Raw genomic sequence first — 18405 nt, forward strand, 5'->3', positions numbered from 1 at the left:
CGCGTGCACTCAAATCGTGGGCCGGACGCGCGCGAAACGCAATGGGAACGTCCTGTGACATCGCGCACGAACGGAACACGCGTGCACCGGTGACGGCGTTAGGCTCAGCCTCATGCCCGCCCAGGCCGCCGCACGACAAGCGCAGAAGGAACGCACCCACGAGGCGCTGCTGACCGCCGCTCTCGACCTGAGCCGCCGCTACGGGTTCGCGCAGATCAGCCTGCGTCAGGTCACCGGCCACGCGGGCGTCGTGCCGACCGCGTTCTACCGCCACTTCGACTCGATGGAACAGCTCGGGCTGGTGCTGGTCGAGCAGTCGTTCGCGACGCTGCGGCGCATGATCCGCGACGCTCAGCGCGACCCGCACGTCTTCGACAACATCATCGACGCGTCGGCGGCGATCCTCGTCGACGCGGTGAAGCAGAACCGCGCGCACTTCGACTTCGTGGCCCGCGAACGCGTCGGCGGGTCGCCCGCCGTCCGCCGGGCCATCCAGCACGAGCTCGACCTCTTCGTGAGCGAGCTGGCGATCGTGCTCGCGCGGCTGCCCCACATCGAGACCTGGAGCAGCGAGGACGTGCAGATGGTCGCGCGGCTGTTCGTGCGGAACATGGTCTCCCACGCCGAGGAGGTCGTGGACATGCCCGACGGACGTCCCGATCTCGAGGAGCAGATCAGGGACGGCGCGCGGCGCGAGATGCGGGTCATCGTCATCGGCTTCCGCGACTGGCGCTCGGCGGCGCACCGGTGACGTCGGTCACCGCCCGGCGAGGAAGTGCTGGGCCACCTCCGCGGCGGTCAGGGCGCGGTCGTACAGCGCCACCTCGTCGAGTCCGCCGTGCAGGCGCCGGCCCCGGTCGTCGCCGCGGGCACCCAGCTTGACGCTGATGTCGGACTGGCCCGGACGTACCGTCGTCGCCTGGCGGCCGACCTCGACGCCGTCGGCATAGACGACCATGGTGGCGCCGTCGAACGTGCCCACGACGTGGTGCCACTCGCCCGTCCCGAGCGGCGTCCGTCCCGTGACGATCGCGGCGCTGCGGGCGTCGAGGACGCCGAACGTGGGCCGGCCCAGCCCGTCGAGCCGGAGCAGGAAGCCGTTGTACGCGGGCCCCTCGTAGGACTCCACGACGCCGATGCCGTCACCGGACGCGGGCCGGTCGGCGCGCACCCAGGCCTCGACGGTGAGCTGCCCGTCGGCCGAGCCCACCTGGCCGACCGGCGCCTCGCCGTAGCCGCCGGCCAGCTCCAGCCCGGCGGACCCGTGGACCGCTCCTTCAGCGCCCCGGACGGTCTCGCCGCGGGTGCTGCCGGGACTCGTCCCGGTGGCGTCGGCGATCAGCGTGCCCTCGGTCTCCTCCAGTCGCCACCACGCGCTCGGCTCGGCACCGGCGACCACCTCGGCGTACTCCCCCGCCCCGGCCGGATACAGCCCGGCCGCGAACGTCGCGCCGGCGCCCTCGCCGTCGACCCGGAACACCAGCTGGCCCGGCGCCGCGCCGGCCGGTGCGCCGACCCGCACGACGTGGCGGCTGGTGATGGGCCGGCCGCCGCTGTCGACGACCACGTCCTGCTGGGACGGCGTGACGGTCCAGCCGTCGGGCGCGGTGACGGTCAGGGTGCCGCGATACGTCCCGGCCGAGCGCGCGGTGACGTCGACGGCCACCTCGCTGACGCCGCCCGCGACGACGGCCCGCTCGCCGTACGGCGCGCTGATGGTGGCGCCGACGGGCGTGGCCGCGATGGCCTCGGCTCGTTCGAGGAACGGCAGCAGCGTGCCCATGGCCACGTGCACCGGCCTGGTGTCGCCGTTCGGATCGACGGCGCGGACGGCGCGCATCCGCTCGCGCAGCACCACCATGCGCTCGCGCGCGGCGGCAGCGTCGTCGCCGCGGCCGTCGGCCAGGGCGGTGAGCAGGTCGACGGCCTCCGACACGGCCTGTCCGCCCAGCGCGCTCGCCTCGAGCCACGGCCGCAGCTCGCCGGCCAGCGCGTCCGGGAGGACCGGCGCCAGGGAGTCGGCCCGGCCAAGCGCCGCGGCGTGGGCGCGCAGCCGCTCGCCGGGACCGGCGAGGTCGGCGCCCGCGGAGTAGGCCCGCAGGTACGCGTCGACGAGACCGGCCAGGCGCGGCCCCATGCGGTCGCTGTGGAAGCCGTCGTAGCGGTGCGCGTCGGCGAACACCTCGAAGTCGCCCACGCGGTCACCGGCGAGGCGGGTCAGCACCGCCCGCCACGACCGGTCCGGCACGTAGGCGGCCGGGTTCCAGGCGTAGTCGGCCGCCGTGGCCAGGGACACCTGCGAGGCGTACTGCTCGCTCATCTGGTTCCACGACACCCCGAGGACCGTTCCGGGCAGGCCGGGCGAGCGGCCCACCACCGGCCCGAGGTGCAGGCGGCCTCGGTCGTAGTCGTTGACCGGGTAGTTGTCGAACACGATCAGCTCGTGCCGCGGAAACGCGGCGCGCACCTGCTCGACGTCGAGCGGCTCGATCTCCGGCGACATCACCGCCGGGCCGGTCCAGTACAGCTGCCAGTTCGCCGACAGGTTCGCATCGAAGACCGACCGGTACGGCGTCGGCTCGTTGGTCCAGTACAGCGATGGGATGGTGATGGGCGGGCCGAGCTCGTCGTGCCGGGAGAAGAACCGCTGCTCGAGGTCGGTGAGCACCTCGGTCTGGGCCCGCGCCACCGGGTGGTCCGTGCCGGCGTAGCGCTCGGTGTCCTCGGCGCAGGTGAACTGCTCGGTGACGTCGTCCCACGAGATGACGAAGCGGGTGACGCCGATCTCGCGCAGCTGTTCGAGCCGGGCGAGCAGGGCGTCGCGATCGGCCTGGCGGGCGTGGCAGATGCCGGGCGCCGTCCCGCCGTGCATGGGCGCCGCCGGGCCGACGCGGTAGATGAACGTCACGTGCCGCTCGCGGGCGTAGTCGACCAGGCGTTCCAGTTCGGCCAGTTGCTCCGGCTCGTACAGCTCGCGCCAGGCGCGTCCGGTGGTGCGCGGGTCGTTCGCCGGGCCGTAGAAGTAGACGTTCATCTTCAGCGCGGCGAGGAAGTCGATCTGGTCGCGACGTGCCTGCCACGACCAGTCCGGGCCGTAGAACGACTCCAGCCCGCCGCGGAACGCGAACCCCGGGCCGTCCTCGATCTTCACCGCCGGCAGCGCCGCGTCCTCGAGCGCGGCGAGCTGCCCGAGGGTCTGGGCCGCGTAGAACAGCCCGGCGTCGTCGCCGGCGAGGACGGCGGACGCGGACGGCCCGCGCAGCGCCCGGGTGCCGAGGAGGTACTCCTCCGCGCCGAGACCGTCCACGTCGGCGGCGCTCCAGCCGAACGGGTCGAGCTCCTCGACGGCGTCCGCGGCGGACTCGGCGCCGACCAGGTGGACGGTCAGGAGGCCCGGCCCCGGACGGTGCCGCTCCCGCAGGCCCTGCGCGGTCAGCGCCTCCCGCACGGCCGTGGCCGTGGCGTCGTCGACGTCGCCGCCGGCCTCGATCGCGAAGAACCGCACGCCGAACGGCTGACCGAGCCGCTCGACCGAGCGCGGCGCCGGCTGCAGCAGCTCGAGCGGGTCACCGGCACTCGACGCGGCCGTCCGCTCGGTCGTCACGTCCTCGGCGCCCGATGGGCCGGCGGCCGCCGAGGCGGAGAACGCCCCGGCCAGCAGCAGCGGTATCACGACCTGGGCTGCGAGGGTCCGAACCGGCATGACGACCTCCGTCTGGTGGCGGGCGAGCCGCCCAAAATACCGGACTAGTCCGGTATAAGGAAGGGCCGAGTTCCGGACGGCGGCGGGTGAAGCCGTGGTGAAGCCGCGATGAAGACACGGCCGGGCACGATCGTCCGACATCGACGAGAGGACCCCGCCGTGGTCACCAGCCGCATCCTCACCCGTGTCGTCCCAGCGCTGGCCCTCGCGGCGGCGCTCACCTCGGCCCCGGTCGCCGGCCACGCCGACGACGCGGCGACCGATCCCCGCCCACCCGCTGTGATCTTCGACTCCGACATGGACTTCGACGACGCGGCGACGCTGGCCTACCTGGCCCAGGAGGACCGGCTCGGCCGGATCGACCTGCGCGCCGTCACCGTGACGAACAACGGCAACGGCCTGCCCGGCCGGGCCATCCGGCACGCCCGCTGCCTGCTGGAGCGGCTCGGACTGGACGACGTCCCGGTGGCGGACGGCTCCGACACGGCGCCCAACGCGTTCCCGGCCGAACTGCGCCAGACCTTCGACCGGGTCTTCGAGGACGTCCTCGCCGGCTGCACCGCCAGCGAGGCGCCGTCGCGGATCCGCGCGTCCGAGCTGATCCGCTGGATCGTGGCCCTGGACCCGGCCGCCCACGTGATCGCCACCGGCCCGCTGTCCAACGTCGCCGCCGCCCGGCTGGACCCGCACCGCGTCACGTCGATGGGCGGCGCGGTGCGGGTCGGCGGCAACCTGTGCTGCGGCACCCCGCCCGAGTTCGACGGGAGCCAGGAGTTCAACTACTGGATCGACCCACCCGCCTCCCGGGCGGCGCTGCGCAGCCTGGCCCGGCTGGTCCCCCTCGACGCCACCAACGACGTGCCGATCACCCCGCAGTTCGTCCAGCGGCTGGGCGCCGAAGGCCGCACCACCGCCGCCGGCATCGTGTTCGGCCTGGTCAGCCACCCCGAGGTCGCGCCGCTGATCGACGCCGGAATCATGTCCTGGTGGGACCCGCTGACCGCGATGAGCGTCATCCACCGCGGCATCGTCGGCTTCGAGACGGGACGCCTCGACGTCATCACCACCGGCCCGCAGGCGGGGCGCACCGTGCTCTCACCGACCGGCCGGCCGGTCGTGTTCGCGAACGCGGCGAACGCCGCTGACTTCGAACAGCTCTTCCTGAACACCCTCAACGGCAGCCGCTGACCCCGAGACATCAGGTCCACCGCGCGCGAAGGAGCGACTCAGTGTTGTCGATCGACGCGGGCCCCTCGACCGCTCGACCCAGGACTCCGCTGATCCACGGCATCATGGCCGTGATTCTGGTGGGGCTCCTGTCCACGATGGCGCTGCCGGCAGAAGCGGATCAACCGGCGAGTAGCCCGGCAGCAGGCGAGGTGGGCACGAGCTCGTGGACGCCGGGACTGAGCCCGTTCTACAGCGCGACGGAACGGGTCTGGCGCGGTCAGGACGGCCCTCAGCGCCGCAGCCTCCTCGAGGCGTGCCCGCTCAGCTACCTCTGTCTCGCCACGGGCGAAGGCAATGGCCGCCACACCGTCTACTGGCTCCGGGAGTGCCCCGAACGCTCCATCTGGAACTTCATCGATGCCGGCGCGGTCGTCAACCATCAGACCGGCGGTGCGGTGGCCGGGTTCAGGTACCAGAGCCACTCGCTCTACTGGGCCCTCGGACCGAACAACGTGATCCATTCGATCGACTGGAAGCCCGTCTGGTACGTCGATCCCTGCTGAGATCAGGCCTGGGCCGGACCGCCCGGAGCCGTCACGAATCGGGCGATGGCGTGCTCCCCGCCCCGAGCCGGGGAGCACGCCATCGTTCTCGGTGGTGCGTCGGCTAGTCGCCGCTGACGGACGATCCCGTCGCGTGACGGCGGCCGCGTCGCACCGCCACGCCGGCGGCGCCGGCGAGCAGGACGATCCCGCCGAGCAGCGCCACCGTGCCCGCGTCGGTACCGGTGTCGGGCAGCGACGGGTCGTCGTCCGGCGACGGGTCGTCGTCCGGCGGCGGCGGGGTGTCGGCGCCCGTCATGGTGTGCTCGGTCTGGCAGTCCGGGTTTCCGTCGGCCGCCTCGACGCAGACACCGCGGTCGTCGTCGGTGGTGACGACGTTGTGCAGCGTGCCGTCACCGTCGTCGGTCACGGTCACCGAATAGGTGATCGTCACCGTCTGGCCGACGGCCAGGTCGCCGTCCCACCGCAGGGTGGTCCCGTCCCGGCTCACCTCACCCGACGACGCCACGGCGTCGTCGTTGTAGGTGGCGTCGTCGGCCACCTGCGACAGGTCGTCCTCGACCCAGGCGCCCTCCACGGCCGCCGCGCCGACCTGGGTCACGGTGATCGTGTAGGTGACGGTGTCGCCCGCCTCGACCTCCGACCCCGGAACCGGGTCCGACGTCTTGGCGTAGGTGTACTCGCCCTGGCGGTGATCGGTGGTGCAACCCTCGTTGCCGTCCTCCGCGGGCACGCACACACCCTCGTCGGTCGGATCGGTGACCACGTTCACCAGCTCGTCGTCGCCCTCGCCGACGGCATTGGCCGTCACCGAGTAGGTCAGCGTGACGACCTGCCCCACCTCCAGGTCACCGGTCCAGGTCAGCGTCGGCTCCTCGTAGGACACCTCGCCGGAGTCCGCGGCCGCGTCGTCGTTCCACACGGCGTCGTCCAGGACGGCCGCGAGGTCGTCCTCGACGGTGGCGCCCTCGACCGGCGCGTCGCCGACCTGGCTGATGAGCACGGTGTAGGTGATCACGTCGCCCTCGGCGACGACCGAGCCCGGAACCGGGTCCGACGTCTTGGAGTACGTGTACGAGCCGTTGATGTGCTCGGTCGTGCACGCCTCGTCCTGACCCGCCGCCGGCACACACTCGCCCGGTGTGGTCACGACGTTCTCGAGGTGCCGGTTCCCCTCCGCGGTCACCGTGACCGAGTAGGTCACCGTCGCCACGTCGCCCTGGCCGAGCTCGCCCGACCAGGAGAGCATCGGTTCCTCGAACGACGCCTCCCCGGCCGACGCGGCGAGATCGTCGTTCCACGTGGCGTCGTCGAGGACGTCGGACAGATCGTCCTCGTACGACGCCGTCACGTCGGCGATGCCGATGTGCGTCGCGGTCACCGTGTAGGTGATCACGTCGCCGACGTCCACCGTGGAACCGGTCTCCGGGTCCGACGTCTTCATCACCTGGTAGTCGCCGAACACGTGCGTGGTCTGACAGTCCGGGTTCTGATCCGGCGCCGGCACGCAGATCCCCTCCAGGCAGTCCGGATCATCATCGGCGCAGACCGACCCGACCACGTTGTGCAGCTGCCAGTCGCCGTCCCCGGTGACCGTCACCGAGTAGGTGAGGTCGACGACGGCGCCGACGGCCAGGTCACCGCTCCAGTGCAGCGTGGGCTCGGTGTACGACACCTCGCCGGAGGAGGCGACGGCATCGTCGTTCCAGGTCGCGTCGTCCAGCACGCCGGTGAGGTCGTCGTCGAGGAACGCCCCCGTGACCGCGCCGTCGCCCTTCTGGATCACCTGGACGTGGTAGGTCACCACGTCGCCGATGCCCACTGTCTCGCCCGGAGCCGGGTCAGCGGTCTTGGACACCGTGTAGTAGCCCAGGACGTGCTCGGTGCCGCACGACTCCTCGTCCACGCAGCCCGGCGAGGTCACCTGGTTGTCGAGGAACTTGTTGCTGTCGCCCTGCTCGAGCTCGCTGGCGTCCTTCACCGTCACCGAGTACGTGATCGTGGCCGTGCCACCGACCGGGATCGTGCCCTCCCAGTCCAGCACGCCGTCGGTGAACGTCGCCGTGCCGATGTCGGCCGACACGTCGTCGTTGTAGGTGGCGTCGTCCAGCACGTCGGTCATGTCGTCCGAGAGCACCGCGCCCGCCGGCACCGGTCCCTCCTGGGTCACCGCCACCGTGTAGGTGATCGTGTCCCCCGGCTCGACCGTCGCCCCGTCCTCCGGGTCCGACGACTTCTCCACCGTGTAGTCCGTGACGACGAGCGCCGCCGAGGTGCGCATCACCAGCTCGGTGTGCTCCGCCCGCGCCTGAGCCCGGTTGACGTACACGTCCTGCGGCTGCGCGCCGTTCGTGGTGATCGGCACCTGGAAGGAGAACGACCCGCCGGACGGCAGCTCCGGCCCGATCACCCGGATCGCGGTCGGCTGCTCCGGCCGTGTCGTGCTCCAGCCGACGGTGTTGCCCGACGGGTCGCCGGCGGCGCCGTTGGACGCGTCGGCCGGGTCGTCGGTCAGCGTCGCCGGGTCGGCGTCGGTGTAGTAGACGGTCCCGCCGTCCGGCAGCACGACGTCGTCCAGCGTGTAGGTCCCGTTGAACGAGGTGCCCCGCTGGTCGCCGTTGTACGGGAGGATGTCGATCGTGTCGGTGAACGCCTGCGCGTAGGGGTCGAACGACTCGATCGTCACCGTCCACGAGCCCGAGCCCACGCCGTCGCCGCCGACGTTCGGGATGTACTCGACGTCGGAGGTCTTCAGGATCGTCGTGTAGCCGTCCGTCGAGACCGCCACCTGCGCGTCGTCGTCGGCGCTGACGTCGCCGTAGGTCGCCACGACCGTGTTGGTGAGCCGCGATCCGGGCTCGACGGACGAGTCGGCGACGGCCTGGTAGGTGAGGTCGTGCGGCTCGTTGGTGGCCACACCGTCCAGGGTCCAGGTCAGCACGAACCGGCCCGAGCCGTCGGGCGTCACCACGGGCTCGGGATCGGCCGACCCCTCCACGTACGTCATGCCCGGCGGCAGCGTGTCGACGAGCTGGTAGCCGTCGACGGTCGGCGGGATCGCGCCGGTTCCGTTGGCCGAGTAGGTCAGCGTGAAGTCGACCGGGATGCCGGGCGTGATGACGCTCTCCTCGGCGGTCTTCGTCACCGCCGGGGTGGCACCGATCACGTACAGGACGTCGCGGCCTGAGCCGATGTACGGGTAGCGCATGCCCGGCGTGCGCGGGCCGCTGCCGTCGGACGGGTCGAGGGTCCGGCTCGGCCGGGACCACTCCCCGTTGATCGCCACCTCACCGAACTCCCAGATGTCCTGGCCGACCGGCGCGTCGTCGTCGACCGCGAAGTGCACCTGCAGCGGCACGTTGGCCGTCCCGGCGACCGCGGAGAAGGGGTACGTCGCCCGCACGGCCTTCACCGTGGAGAGGTCGGCCGGCTCGGTCGTGGTCCACCCGCCCGGGTCGGTGACGCAGCTGAAGCCGTTCGGGTCGTAGCCGCCGCTACCGGGGGTCACCGACGCGTGCGCGCCCACGTAGTACTCGACGGTCGCACCGGGAACCGAGGGACCACCCCAGGACAGCCAGAGGTCGTAATCGGTGAACGTCACGTAGGCGGTGTCGAGGATGACGCACTGGCTGATGATGTCGGCGGGCGCGTAATCGCCCTGGCCGAAGCTGTGGACCGTCGTGGCGTCGACCATCGTTCCGGGCGAGACCTTGAACTGGTTGCTCCACCACGACGGCACCTGCACGCCTGAGTACTCCGGGCGGTACGCGTTGCTCCAGCCGCCCCGGGTCCAGGTCTTGCTCGAGACGTTGTTCGACGGGTCGTCCTCCGACGTCTCGCCGGCCGGCGACGTGTAGGTCGGGACGTCCGACGTCAGGGTGATGCTGTCGTTCTGGACGCCGGTGACCCGGAACCAGACCGAACCGCTGGCCACGGCCTGGGTGTCGGTCGGCAACGGCCGGCCGGTCGAGTCGTGGGTCGGCACCTGGACACGGGAGTAGTCGATCCCGGTCAACGTCAGGGTGAAGGTGGTCGGGCCCGTCTGCGTCAGGGTACAGCCGTCGACGAATGGCGCGGTCTGCTCGGCCGCGTGGGTGTCGTCGGACCAGGGATGCCCGATGGCCCCGGCCGGGTTCCCGGCGGCGCCGCCGCCGAACGCGGAGCAGGCGTTCGGACCCACCGCCAGCGCCGCCCCCGTGCCGGTGCTGGTCGTGAGGGTGTAGGTGACGGAGTCCGGACCCGGGTCGCTGCCCGCCCCCAGGAACAGCGTCCACTCGAGGTCGAGGTCGACGAAGTCGTCGTCGCCATAGGCGACACCCGCGGTGGACGAGCCCCAGGCGATGTCCATCTCGAACGGGTTGTCGATCGGGATCGGCGGAACCTCGGCGGTGAGCCCGTCGATCGTGCCGATCGCGCTCACCTCGTCGCCGGTCTCGCCGTCGACCTCGATGCCCGTCTGGACCACGACGGCGGTCCCCTCACGATGGGTGCCGAGGTTGCACAGCAGCCTCCGGCCGTCCGCCGAGATCTCCGACACCGGGTCGACGTCACTGGTCAGGCAGGCCTCGGGAACGGCCTCGAAGCGGCCATGGGCCAGCGTGACCGTGAAGTCGACGTTGTCGACGTCCTCGTTGCCGGGCGCCTCCTGGTCGTCGTTGACGTTCACCCGCCATTCGGCGACCACCGGGTCACCCGACGCCGCGACCTCCGGCGGATCGATCCATTGACCGGTGATCTCGTACACCGGCGCCGCCGCGGCCACTCCGGTGCTCGCGATCGCCATGCCGGTCGACGACGTCACCATCGCCAGCGCGGCCGCGAGGCCACGGTGCGCGCGACGCCGCCGCGCACCATCGCCACCACGGATATCTGACTTGATCGGTCCTGCGGACATAGTGCCTCCCCACCCACTACGAAAAACCGAACACATTGCCCCCCGGCAAGCCGCCGAAACGCGCCGGAATACCTGTGCGACCGGCCCGGATCGACGGCGCCCAGCTTTACAGGAAGCCGCACCAGGCCGCAGGAATGCGGCGCAATTGCACCGCTCTGGCCAGGGTGTTTCTGGGTTGAGAACCGGGGTGAATGAGGGTGAGGACCGGGTGAGTTCATTCATCCATTCGGCCGAATTCGGCGCCACCGACGCCCGGAACTGATACCTCATTGACCACGACGTCGAGCCGCTCACCCCGGCTCACCCCGCCCGGCGTCGCACCGGCCGCCCGACTCGGCGGATCCCGGTAGAGTCGCCCCAACCCATCGACCCGATCGTGAGGTACGACGTGAGTGCTCGAGAACTCGCCGAGATCGTCGCCGACGGTCGTTGGGACGATTTCGCGACACTGTGCGACAACACGTTCTTCCGCATGTCGCTGACCTGCCCCGCGGAACTCCAGGACACGCTCGAGACGGCGCCGGAGGAATGGATCCGGCGCCATCCCCGGCAGTACTACGCCCGCGCGGGACTGCGAGCGATCAACAAGCGCTTCTCCGTCTTCGAGACCGAGCCGCTCGAGGTGTTCACGGCGTGGGTCGCCGAACAGGACCCGGTGCTGACGCGTGACGCCGTCACCCTGCTGATCGCGCAGTTGCAGTACCGGCGCTTCATGGGCCAGTTCGACGAGGCCCTGCAGGTCGCCCGGCAGATCGAGCAGGCGATCGAGACCTCGACGGACTACGTCGACTTCGACGACTTCGTGGCCTGCATGTTCTTCCCGATCGGGGCGACCAGGCTGATGACCGGCGACCTCGCGGGCGGCATCGCCGCGTTCAGCTCCGCGCTGCGCTGGAGCCGGCACTGGCGGCCGCACCCGGCGGAGCGGCACGCCCGCAACTACCTGGCCACCACGCTGGCCCTGGCCGGCGACTACCGCGCCGCCGCCGAGCTGGTCGATCCGGACGAGCCGGTGCGCCAGTCCGACCCGGGCACGCTCGCGTTCCTGTACGAGTGCGGCGGCGCCTTCGGCCCGGCCCTGATCGCGCTCGGCGCGTACGACCGCACGCGGACGGCGTCCGCACTGGAGCGCCTCGACGATGCCGCCCGATCCGACGAGTTCTGGTGGCTGGGTGTGCACGCCCAGGCACTGTGGCAGCTCCACTGGGGCGAACCGCAGGAGGCCGCCGCGCTGATCGAGCGGTCGCTGCTGACCTTCCGGGAGCTCGCGCCGGCCGGGTCGATGGCACGCACCCTGCTGGTCAGCGACCTCGCCGACACCTATCAGGCGCTGGGGCTGATCGATCGGGCCATGAACCTGCTCGACCAGCCCGACACCGCCGGCGACGCGCCCTGGACGCTCATGTCGCGGGCGCGCCTGCACAACCTGACCGGCAACCCCCGCAGCGCCCTGGACCTGCTCGGCACCGACGGCGTCCGCACGGCGTTCCTCCCCACCCCGGCGTCGTGGCACCTCATCCGCGCCAACGCCTACCACCTGCTGCGCAACGACGAGCGGGCGAACGAGGCGCTCGGTCACGCGGCCGCCGCCATCACCAAGCTCGGCGATCGCCTCGCCGTCGCCGAATGCGCCGCCGAGCTCCGCGACCGCCTCGCCGCCCTCGTCGACGATCCGCCTGACACCCGCACGCTCTACCGGCACCAGCGCTCGGCCCAGCTCACCCGCCGCGAGCTGGAGGTCCTGCTCGCCCTGCGCACCAAGACGTCGGTCCGCGACATCTCCGAGCAGCTGTTCCTGTCGCCGAACACGATCAAGACCCACCTGCGAAACCTCTATCGCAAGCTCGGGGTCAACACCCGCGAGGAAGCCTTGCAGGCCACGCGCAAGCTGGAGTTCTGACAGCGACAGATGAGCGGTCCGGTCGAGGTCGCTACGGCTTCAGCTTGTCCGGCAGCACCTTGTGAGTGCCGTCGCACCACGGCTGGTCGGTGGACTTGCCGCACCGGCAGACGGCGCTGACGGGGCGGGTGGTGCGGTGCGCCCGGCCGTCGGCGTCGGCGACGACGTGCTCGCCGCGTAGCAGCAGCGGCCCGCCGGGGCAGACGATGACGTCGGGGTGCTCGATGCGGTCCGTCATGCCGCCACGCTCCGGTCCGCGAGCCAGCGCCGGGCGAACCGGTCCTCCAGCCCGAGACAGGTCAGCGCGCCGAACACCACCTCCGGAGCCTGGGCCGGCTCCTCGGCGACCAGCGCCCCGCAGATGGTGCGGACGGCGAGCTGCTCGTGCACGGCGTCGGCCTCGACGTGCTCCTCGTAGTAGGCGATCATCTCGGCCGGGAGCCCGAGCCGTTCCAGGCCCTGCGCCATCCGCCGCGACGGCAGCGAGCTGGTCGCCTCGAACGCCGCCAGATGACCGAGTGCCGCGCCGCGCAGCCGGCGGTGCAGCCCGAACAGCGACATCGCGTTGTTCTGCGCCAGCACCTCGACCGGGACGTCGTCGATGTAGGCCCCGTAGTCCGAGCGCAGGCCGGTGGCGTCGAGGCCGCGGACGAACAGGTGCGAGTGGAGCCGGTTCGGATCGCCGCAGCCGTACTCGTCGTACTGCAGCTCCATCAGCGCCGCCTTCGGCCCGGTGCTCAGCCGCGGCACCACCCACGCCGTCGGGTCGGCCTCCTTGAGGTGGTAGATCGTTCGATGACGCAGCAATTCCAGCGTCTGCTCGACGGTGGCGTCGCGCTGCACGAACGACGCGACGGAGGCGCCGTCGAACCCGTCGATCAGCTCGAACAGGGCGTCGGCGAACGGCTCGGAGAGCTCCGGCGGCGGGAACGACTCACGCAGCTCCGCCTCGAACCGGCGTTCCAGGACGCGGCGCAGCGTCAGCAGCTCCGGCTCCCATTCCAGTTCGTCGCCGACGTCCTCGAAGCCCCGGTAGGACAGCTCGTACAGCACCCAGAGACTCAGCTGCCGGTCGGCGTCGTCGGTGGCGGGGACGGCGGCCAGCCCGGCCGTCGCCGTCCCCTCGTGCAGGGCGGCCGCCAGTGCCTCGCTGAGCTCGCCCCGTGCCTTCGGTATCCGCATGCCCGGCTAATACCCGCGCACGAGCGCGGGATGCACCGTCAACGCGGCGCGACCGCCGGTGCGATGCTGGCGCGGAGCTGGCCGAGGATGCGGGCCAGCAGCCGCGACACCTGCATCTGGGTGACGCCCAGCTCCTCGCCGATCTCCTGCTGCGTCAGCCCCTTGAAGAAGCGCAGGTAGAGGATGCGCCGGTCGCGTGGCTTCAGCTCCCGGCAGGCCGGGCCGAGCACCGTCACCGCGTCCGCGCGGGCGAAGCCGTCGTCGTCCTCGCCCAGTGCCTCCGCGAGCGGGGTGTCGTCGTCGCTCATGCGGTAGTCGATGGACGCGGCGGTGAAGCACTCGCGCGACGCCTCGGCCTCGCGGACGTCCTCGACCCCGACCCCGAGATGCCCGGCCAGCTCCGACGCCGTCGGCGCCCGGCCCTGGTCCTGCGACAACTCCGTCCGGGCCGCCGTCACCGCCGCCGCGAGCTCCTGCACGCGCCGCGGCGGGCGCACCGTCCACCCGTGGTCGCGGAAGTAGCGCTTCACCTCGCCGCTGATCGTCGGGACCGCGAACGAGACGAAGTCCTTGCCGCGGCCCGGGTCGAACCGCCGGACCGCGTTCACCAGCCCGAGGTTGGCCACCTGCAGCAGGTCGTCGCGCTCGATGCCGCGCCAGTAGTAGCGCCGCGCGATGGACTCCGCCAGCCCGAGATTGAGCACGACGACCTCGTCCAGCAGCCGCAGTCGCTCGCCGCCCCGGGCGCCCACAGAGCGCTCCAGCAGCTCCATCGTCAGTCGCTCGTGGTCGTCATGGTTCTGGTTCTGGTGTCGAATGCCGTGCGTCGCAAGTGCCTGGCGCATGAGATGCACCCTCTCCAGAGATGGAGCAAACGTGGCGAGTTTCTTGACCACGCCCATCCACCGAACCACGGTGACCGGTTCGTTATCAAGCCCAACTGGACAGAAAGGTCCGTCTGCCCCTGGGCCGGTGCCGGGATCGGGCCTCTGCCCGGTCGCCTCCCACCCTGCATACATGGGCTTTCACCTGCATCGATGGCGACCAGCGCGGCTCGGCCGGCGCCGAACCCGGGCCCGTCGAGGATGACGCCGCCCAGTACGGACCACCGCCGTCGAACGCGGCGGCTCCGGCCCCGCGTATGCCGCAGCCGCTCGGGGTACGGGTCCGTCCACCGGAAGGGAGCAACCGTGAAGGCCGTGGTCCTGAACTGCACGCTCAAGCCGTCGCCGCAACCGTCCAACACCGGCGCGCTGGCCGACGTCGTTGCCGGATTCCTGGGTGAGGACGGCGTCGAGGTCACCGCGTTCCGGCTGGCCGACCTGAAGGTCCCGCCCGGCGTCCAGACCGATCTCGGCGACGGCGATGACTGGCCGCGGGTCCACGACGCGATCCTCGCCGCCGAAATCCTGGTCGTCGCCAGCCCGACGTGGGTGGGGCGGCCGTCGTCGCTGGCGCAGCGAGCGGTGGAGCGGATGGACGCGATGATCTCCGAGACCGCTGACGACGGCCGGCCGGTCGCGTTCGACAAGGTCGCCGGCGTCGTCGTCACCGGCAACGAGGACGGCGCGCACCACGTCATCTCCGAGCTGTGCGGGGCGATGATGGACATCGGGTTCACCATCCCGGCGCAGGCGTGGACCTACTGGCACCTCGGGCCCGGCCCCGGCCCCGACTATCTGGACGAGACCAAGGGCCACGACTGGGCGCACACCACCGGCCGCACCATGGCGGCCAACCTGGTTGCGACCGCCTCGGCGCTGGCCGCGTCGCCGCTGCCGTCGCCGGCCTGACACGGGCTCAGTCTCCCAGCAAGGTGCCGAGCGGGCCGAGGTCGAGGTCGAGGTCGCGGACGGTCAGCCCGTACCGGCCGCGCAGCTCGGCCATCGCCTCGTCCAGCCGCAGCAGGGCCTGGCCCAGCGCCTCCACCTGATCGTCGTCGAGGTCGCCCTCGTCGACGCGGCGCAGCGCCTGCCGCTCCATCAGCTGCCGGATCAGCTCGACGACCGTCAGGACGAGCTTGAACAGGTCCCGCTCGACGGAGTCCGCGTCGGCGTCGATGCGTTCCGGCAGGACGGCGGGCGGCCGGGTCATCGCCGCTCCTCCGCCCGGATCGAGCGGATCAGCGCGTGCAGCCGGACCTCCACCAGGTCGACGCCGGCGAGGGAGATGACGATGTCGCCGGAGAGCACGACGCCGGTGCCGAGCAGCCGGTCGAGCAGGTCGACCAGGGCGATCCGCGCGCCGTCGGGCGGCGCCGGGGCGAGCGTCACGACTCCTCCTCCACCGTGACGAACGAGTACGCTGGCCAGGGTCCGGCCAGCTCGAACCGGCAGTCCGGGTGCCGGTCACGCAACGCCTCCACCGTGGCGGCGAAGGCGTCCGCACCATCGAACGGCACGAGGTAGGCGCCGTTCAGGCACATCGGGGTGTCGTGACCGGTCAGCCGCTGGTCCTGGGCAGCGAGCCGGCGGGCGTCGGCGGCCTGCCGGGCCAGCTCCTCGTGCACCTGGCCGGCCACCGCCGTCGCATGGGCGAACGCGTCGCCGCGGGCGGAGGCGGCCGCTTTCCGGCGGGTCAGGTAGGCCGCGCCGGCGCCCGGCGCGCCCGGCGCCGGCTCCGCGTCGGGACGCGGCTCCACCGGCTGCGGCGCGTACACCTTGACGCTCCACTCGGCCCGCCCGGCGACCTCCTCCAGCGCACTCCGGAAGCCGTCGTGCCAGCGATCCAGCCGGCCGCGGACGGCGTCGTCGTCATCGACGATGGTGCCCAGCCGCAGCGGCGCCACCGGCGCCGCGCCGGCGACCCCGGCCACGACGGCGTGGTGCGCCCGCGCCGCCGTCTCCAGCCAGGCGAGGTCGGCGAGGTTGCGGGCCAGCCGCTCCTCGCCGAACGCACCGTCCGGTCCGACGTCGACGGTGCCGACGACGGCCGCGAGGTCGCGGTGGCGCACGAGGCGCACCGGTTCGTCCGCCACCCCGCGCAACCCGCCGACGACGTCGTCACCGACCGGCGCCGCGATCGCGTACAGGTAGCAGGCGGTCTCACTCATCGCGCTCCTCGCCGCTGGACAGCATCGGGTCGCGACGCCACCAGTCGATGCCCATCTCCTGGGCCTTGTCGACCGACGCCACCAGGAGCCTGATCCGGATCGTCAGCAGCTCGATGTCGAGCAGGTTCACCCGGATGTCACCGGCGATCACGATCCCCTTGTCCAGCACCCGTTCCAGGACGTCGGCGAGGTTCGCCGGCTGCGGCGGCGCGGCCAGCGCCGACCCGTACGGCCGGGTCAGCGGGGCGCGTTCTCGGGCCTGCGTCATGAGTTCAGTCCTCTCTCGACGCGCCGCGGGTGTAGCGCCGCACGCGCCGGTAACCGGTGAGGTCGCCGTCCTCATCGAGGTCGACGGCGTACTCGGCCAGCAGGTCGGTGGAGCGCGGGATCCGCTCCAGCTCGAGCACCTCGACCCGCACCCGCCAGCCGTCGTCGGTCCGGTGGATGCCGGTGACGGCCTCGGCCGTCCGCCCGCTGAGCGTGGCCAGTTGCTCGACCGCCCGCTCGGCCGCTTCCGTCGCCTTCACAGCAACCGCCCGATCAGCTCGTCCTCCATCGCCGCGGCCTCCTCCTCCGAGAGCAGCCCGGCGGCGCGGGCCTGCTCCACCTGCTCCAGGGCCTGGCGGACGGCGACGGGGTCGCGGTACTGCCGCTCGGCCTCGTCAGCGACCAGCCGGGCCGCCGCGACCGCCCCCCGCACGGACGCCAGCGGCCAGGTGACCAGTACGGTCAGGACACCCATGGGTCGTCACCCGGTACGAAGTCGTACGGTGCCGTCGGCCCGACCAGCCGGATCCGGCCCCGCCCGGTGAGGTCGCTCGCCGCCTGTTCCACGGCCCGTTCGAAGGCGTCGCGCCGCTCGTCGGCGACCAGGAACGCGATGTCGGCGAGGTAGTCGATCTCGCCCGCGGAACGGACGTTCCAGTCGGCGGCGGCCGGGGCGAGCAGGTCGAGCAGCGCCGCGCTGTCGGCGTCGCGCTTGAGCTCCAGTGCCCGCGCGACCAACTCGCCCAGCCGGATCCGCTCGGTCCAGCTCGCCTCGACGCTCTGGTCGCGGGTGCGCTCGCGCAGCGCGGCGATGTCCGCGTACTCCGCGACGATCTCGGCCAGCACGGCCTCCTCGTCGTAGCGGGCCCGGACGATGAACTGGCGGCAACCCGCCAGCTCGTCGAGGACCGCTGCGAAGTAGTCCGCGTTCGGCGCCAGCAACTCGGCCACGATGGCGTCCGTGTCGGACACCACGGAACCGAACCGCACCGGGATCACCGCGCAGCCCAGCGCCAGCGTGTCCGTCACGCGGCTGTGCGCGAGCAGGTCGTCGCGCCGCCCGAATACGCGGCCGGTGGCGATCTTCCCGGTCGCGGCGGCCACCGGGCCGTGGGCGACCAGCTCGACGCCGCCGTCGTCGATGCCGGTGAGCTCGTCCGGCACGGGCGCGCCGACCGGCACGACGGCGTACACGTAGTGCGCCGTCGGCACGGCCGTGTGGCCCTCCATCGTCGGTGCTACCTGCGTCGTCCTCATGCGTTCTGACTCCTCCGGCGGCGAGCGGTGGCCTTCTTGGCCGGCCGCCGCCGCTCCTCGTCCTCGTCGTCGTCGCCCGTGATGGCGTCCTTGATGCCCTCGATGGCGCCGGACGTCTTGCCCTTGGCGGCCTCGTGCACGCCGTCGCCCATCAGCTCGGTGAGGTCCTTGCCGCCGTGCTCGTACAGGTCGAGCCGGTTGGTGGCCTCGGCGAAGCGCAGATAGGTGTCGACGCTGGCGATGACGATGCGGGCGTCGATGGTCAGCAGTTCGATGCCGACCAGCGAGACGCGCACGTACGCGTCGATCACGAGTCCCTTGTCGAGAATGATGTCGATGACGTCGGCGAGGCCGCTGGGCGATGGCCGCTGCAGCTGGCCGCCACCGGAACGTCGCTGGTTGACCATCGTCATGTCG

At 71.9% G+C, this 18405-nt stretch carries 17 protein-coding genes and 1 pseudogene; 5 read left to right on the forward strand and 13 right to left on the reverse strand.

Annotated features, from left to right (window positions below):
- Positions 1-112: 112 nt before the first annotated feature.
- On the forward strand, positions 113-751 hold the full coding sequence (locus BLU82_RS20380) for a TetR family transcriptional regulator (RefSeq protein ID WP_092622919.1): 639 nt from the start codon (positions 113-115) through the stop codon (positions 749-751).
- A gap of 6 nt (positions 752-757) precedes the next feature.
- Here BLU82_RS20380 and BLU82_RS20385 read toward each other — a convergent pair whose 3' ends face one another.
- Positions 758-3703, reverse strand: a complete 2946-nt coding sequence (locus BLU82_RS20385; protein ID WP_172885658.1) for a beta-N-acetylglucosaminidase domain-containing protein — start codon at positions 3701-3703, stop codon at positions 758-760.
- A gap of 108 nt (positions 3704-3811) precedes the next feature.
- On the opposite strand from BLU82_RS20385, the gene BLU82_RS20390 reads away from it, so the two are divergent.
- Entirely contained in the window at positions 3812-4891 is a 1080-nt protein-coding gene (locus BLU82_RS20390) for a nucleoside hydrolase (RefSeq protein WP_092626072.1), read from the forward strand.
- A 41-nt stretch (positions 4892-4932) separates the two neighbouring features.
- Complete coding sequence (locus BLU82_RS20395; RefSeq protein WP_092622921.1) at positions 4933-5436, forward strand: hypothetical protein; 504 nt, start codon at positions 4933-4935, stop codon at positions 5434-5436.
- 103 nt (positions 5437-5539) lie between these two features.
- Here BLU82_RS20395 and BLU82_RS20400 read toward each other — a convergent pair whose 3' ends face one another.
- Positions 5540-10219 carry an LPXTG cell wall anchor domain-containing protein gene (locus BLU82_RS20400; protein WP_157741152.1) on the reverse strand — a complete coding sequence of 1560 codons (4680 nt, stop codon included), beginning with the start codon at positions 10217-10219 and terminating at the stop codon, positions 5540-5542.
- 499 nt (positions 10220-10718) lie between these two features.
- Between BLU82_RS20400 and BLU82_RS20405 the strand changes: the two genes are divergently transcribed.
- Positions 10719-12230 (forward strand): LuxR C-terminal-related transcriptional regulator, encoded by a 1512-nt coding sequence (locus BLU82_RS20405; protein WP_157741153.1) that lies wholly within the window; start codon positions 10719-10721, stop codon positions 12228-12230.
- 31 nt (positions 12231-12261) lie between these two features.
- Here BLU82_RS20405 and BLU82_RS20410 read toward each other — a convergent pair whose 3' ends face one another.
- From BLU82_RS20410 to BLU82_RS20420, 3 genes are read right to left on the reverse strand one after another with little or no spacing between them, the layout of a single operon-like run.
- Entirely contained in the window at positions 12262-12468 is a 207-nt protein-coding gene (locus BLU82_RS20410; protein WP_092622924.1) for a CDGSH iron-sulfur domain-containing protein, read from the reverse strand.
- Positions 12465-13412 carry an iron-containing redox enzyme family protein gene (locus BLU82_RS20415; RefSeq protein WP_092622925.1) on the reverse strand — a complete coding sequence of 316 codons (948 nt, stop codon included), beginning with the start codon at positions 13410-13412 and terminating at the stop codon, positions 12465-12467. Before BLU82_RS20415 ends, BLU82_RS20410 begins: the two co-directional genes overlap by 4 nt.
- A 38-nt stretch (positions 13413-13450) precedes the next feature.
- Entirely contained in the window at positions 13451-14257 is an 807-nt protein-coding gene (locus tag BLU82_RS20420; protein ID WP_197682352.1) for a SigB/SigF/SigG family RNA polymerase sigma factor, read from the reverse strand.
- Positions 14258-14602: 345 nt separating this feature from the next.
- On the opposite strand from BLU82_RS20420, the gene BLU82_RS20425 reads away from it, so the two are divergent.
- Complete coding sequence (locus tag BLU82_RS20425; protein WP_092622927.1) at positions 14603-15205, forward strand: flavodoxin family protein; 603 nt, start codon at positions 14603-14605, stop codon at positions 15203-15205.
- Between the two features lie 7 nt (positions 15206-15212).
- Here BLU82_RS20425 and BLU82_RS20430 read toward each other — a convergent pair whose 3' ends face one another.
- From BLU82_RS20430 to gvpJ, 8 genes and pseudogenes are all read right to left on the reverse strand, one after another.
- Complete coding sequence (locus BLU82_RS20430; RefSeq protein ID WP_092622928.1) at positions 15213-15506, reverse strand: gas vesicle protein K; 294 nt, start codon at positions 15504-15506, stop codon at positions 15213-15215.
- Positions 15503-15685 (reverse strand): gas vesicle protein, encoded by a 183-nt coding sequence (locus tag BLU82_RS20435; protein ID WP_197682353.1) that lies wholly within the window; start codon positions 15683-15685, stop codon positions 15503-15505. The genes BLU82_RS20430 and BLU82_RS20435 overlap by 4 nt, the downstream gene beginning before the upstream one ends.
- A complete protein-coding gene (locus BLU82_RS20440) occupies positions 15682-16464 on the reverse strand; it encodes a GvpL/GvpF family gas vesicle protein (RefSeq protein WP_092622930.1) in 783 nt (260 codons plus the stop codon). The genes BLU82_RS20435 and BLU82_RS20440 overlap by 4 nt, the downstream gene beginning before the upstream one ends.
- A pseudogene (locus BLU82_RS20445) lies at positions 16460-16732 on the reverse strand (gas vesicle protein); the annotation flags it as partial. The pseudogene BLU82_RS20445 and the gene BLU82_RS20440, both read right to left, overlap by 5 nt.
- 4 nt (positions 16733-16736) lie before the next feature.
- On the reverse strand, positions 16737-16991 hold the full coding sequence (locus BLU82_RS20450; protein WP_092622931.1) for a gas vesicle protein: 255 nt from the start codon (positions 16989-16991) through the stop codon (positions 16737-16739).
- Complete coding sequence (locus tag BLU82_RS20455) at positions 16988-17206, reverse strand: gas vesicle protein GvpG (RefSeq protein WP_092622932.1); 219 nt, start codon at positions 17204-17206, stop codon at positions 16988-16990. The genes BLU82_RS20450 and BLU82_RS20455 overlap by 4 nt, the downstream gene beginning before the upstream one ends.
- Entirely contained in the window at positions 17194-17988 is a 795-nt protein-coding gene (locus tag BLU82_RS20460; RefSeq protein WP_092622933.1) for a GvpL/GvpF family gas vesicle protein, read from the reverse strand. The genes BLU82_RS20455 and BLU82_RS20460 overlap by 13 nt, the downstream gene beginning before the upstream one ends.
- Positions 17985-18401 (reverse strand): gas vesicle protein GvpJ, encoded by a 417-nt coding sequence (gene gvpJ / locus BLU82_RS20465; protein ID WP_092622934.1) that lies wholly within the window; start codon positions 18399-18401, stop codon positions 17985-17987. The genes BLU82_RS20460 and gvpJ overlap by 4 nt, the downstream gene beginning before the upstream one ends.
- Between the last annotated feature and the right edge of the window lie 4 nt (positions 18402-18405).

The sequence above is a fragment of the Jiangella sp. DSM 45060 genome (genome assembly GCF_900105175.1).
Classification (GTDB): Bacteria; Actinomycetota; Actinomycetes; order Jiangellales; family Jiangellaceae; genus Jiangella.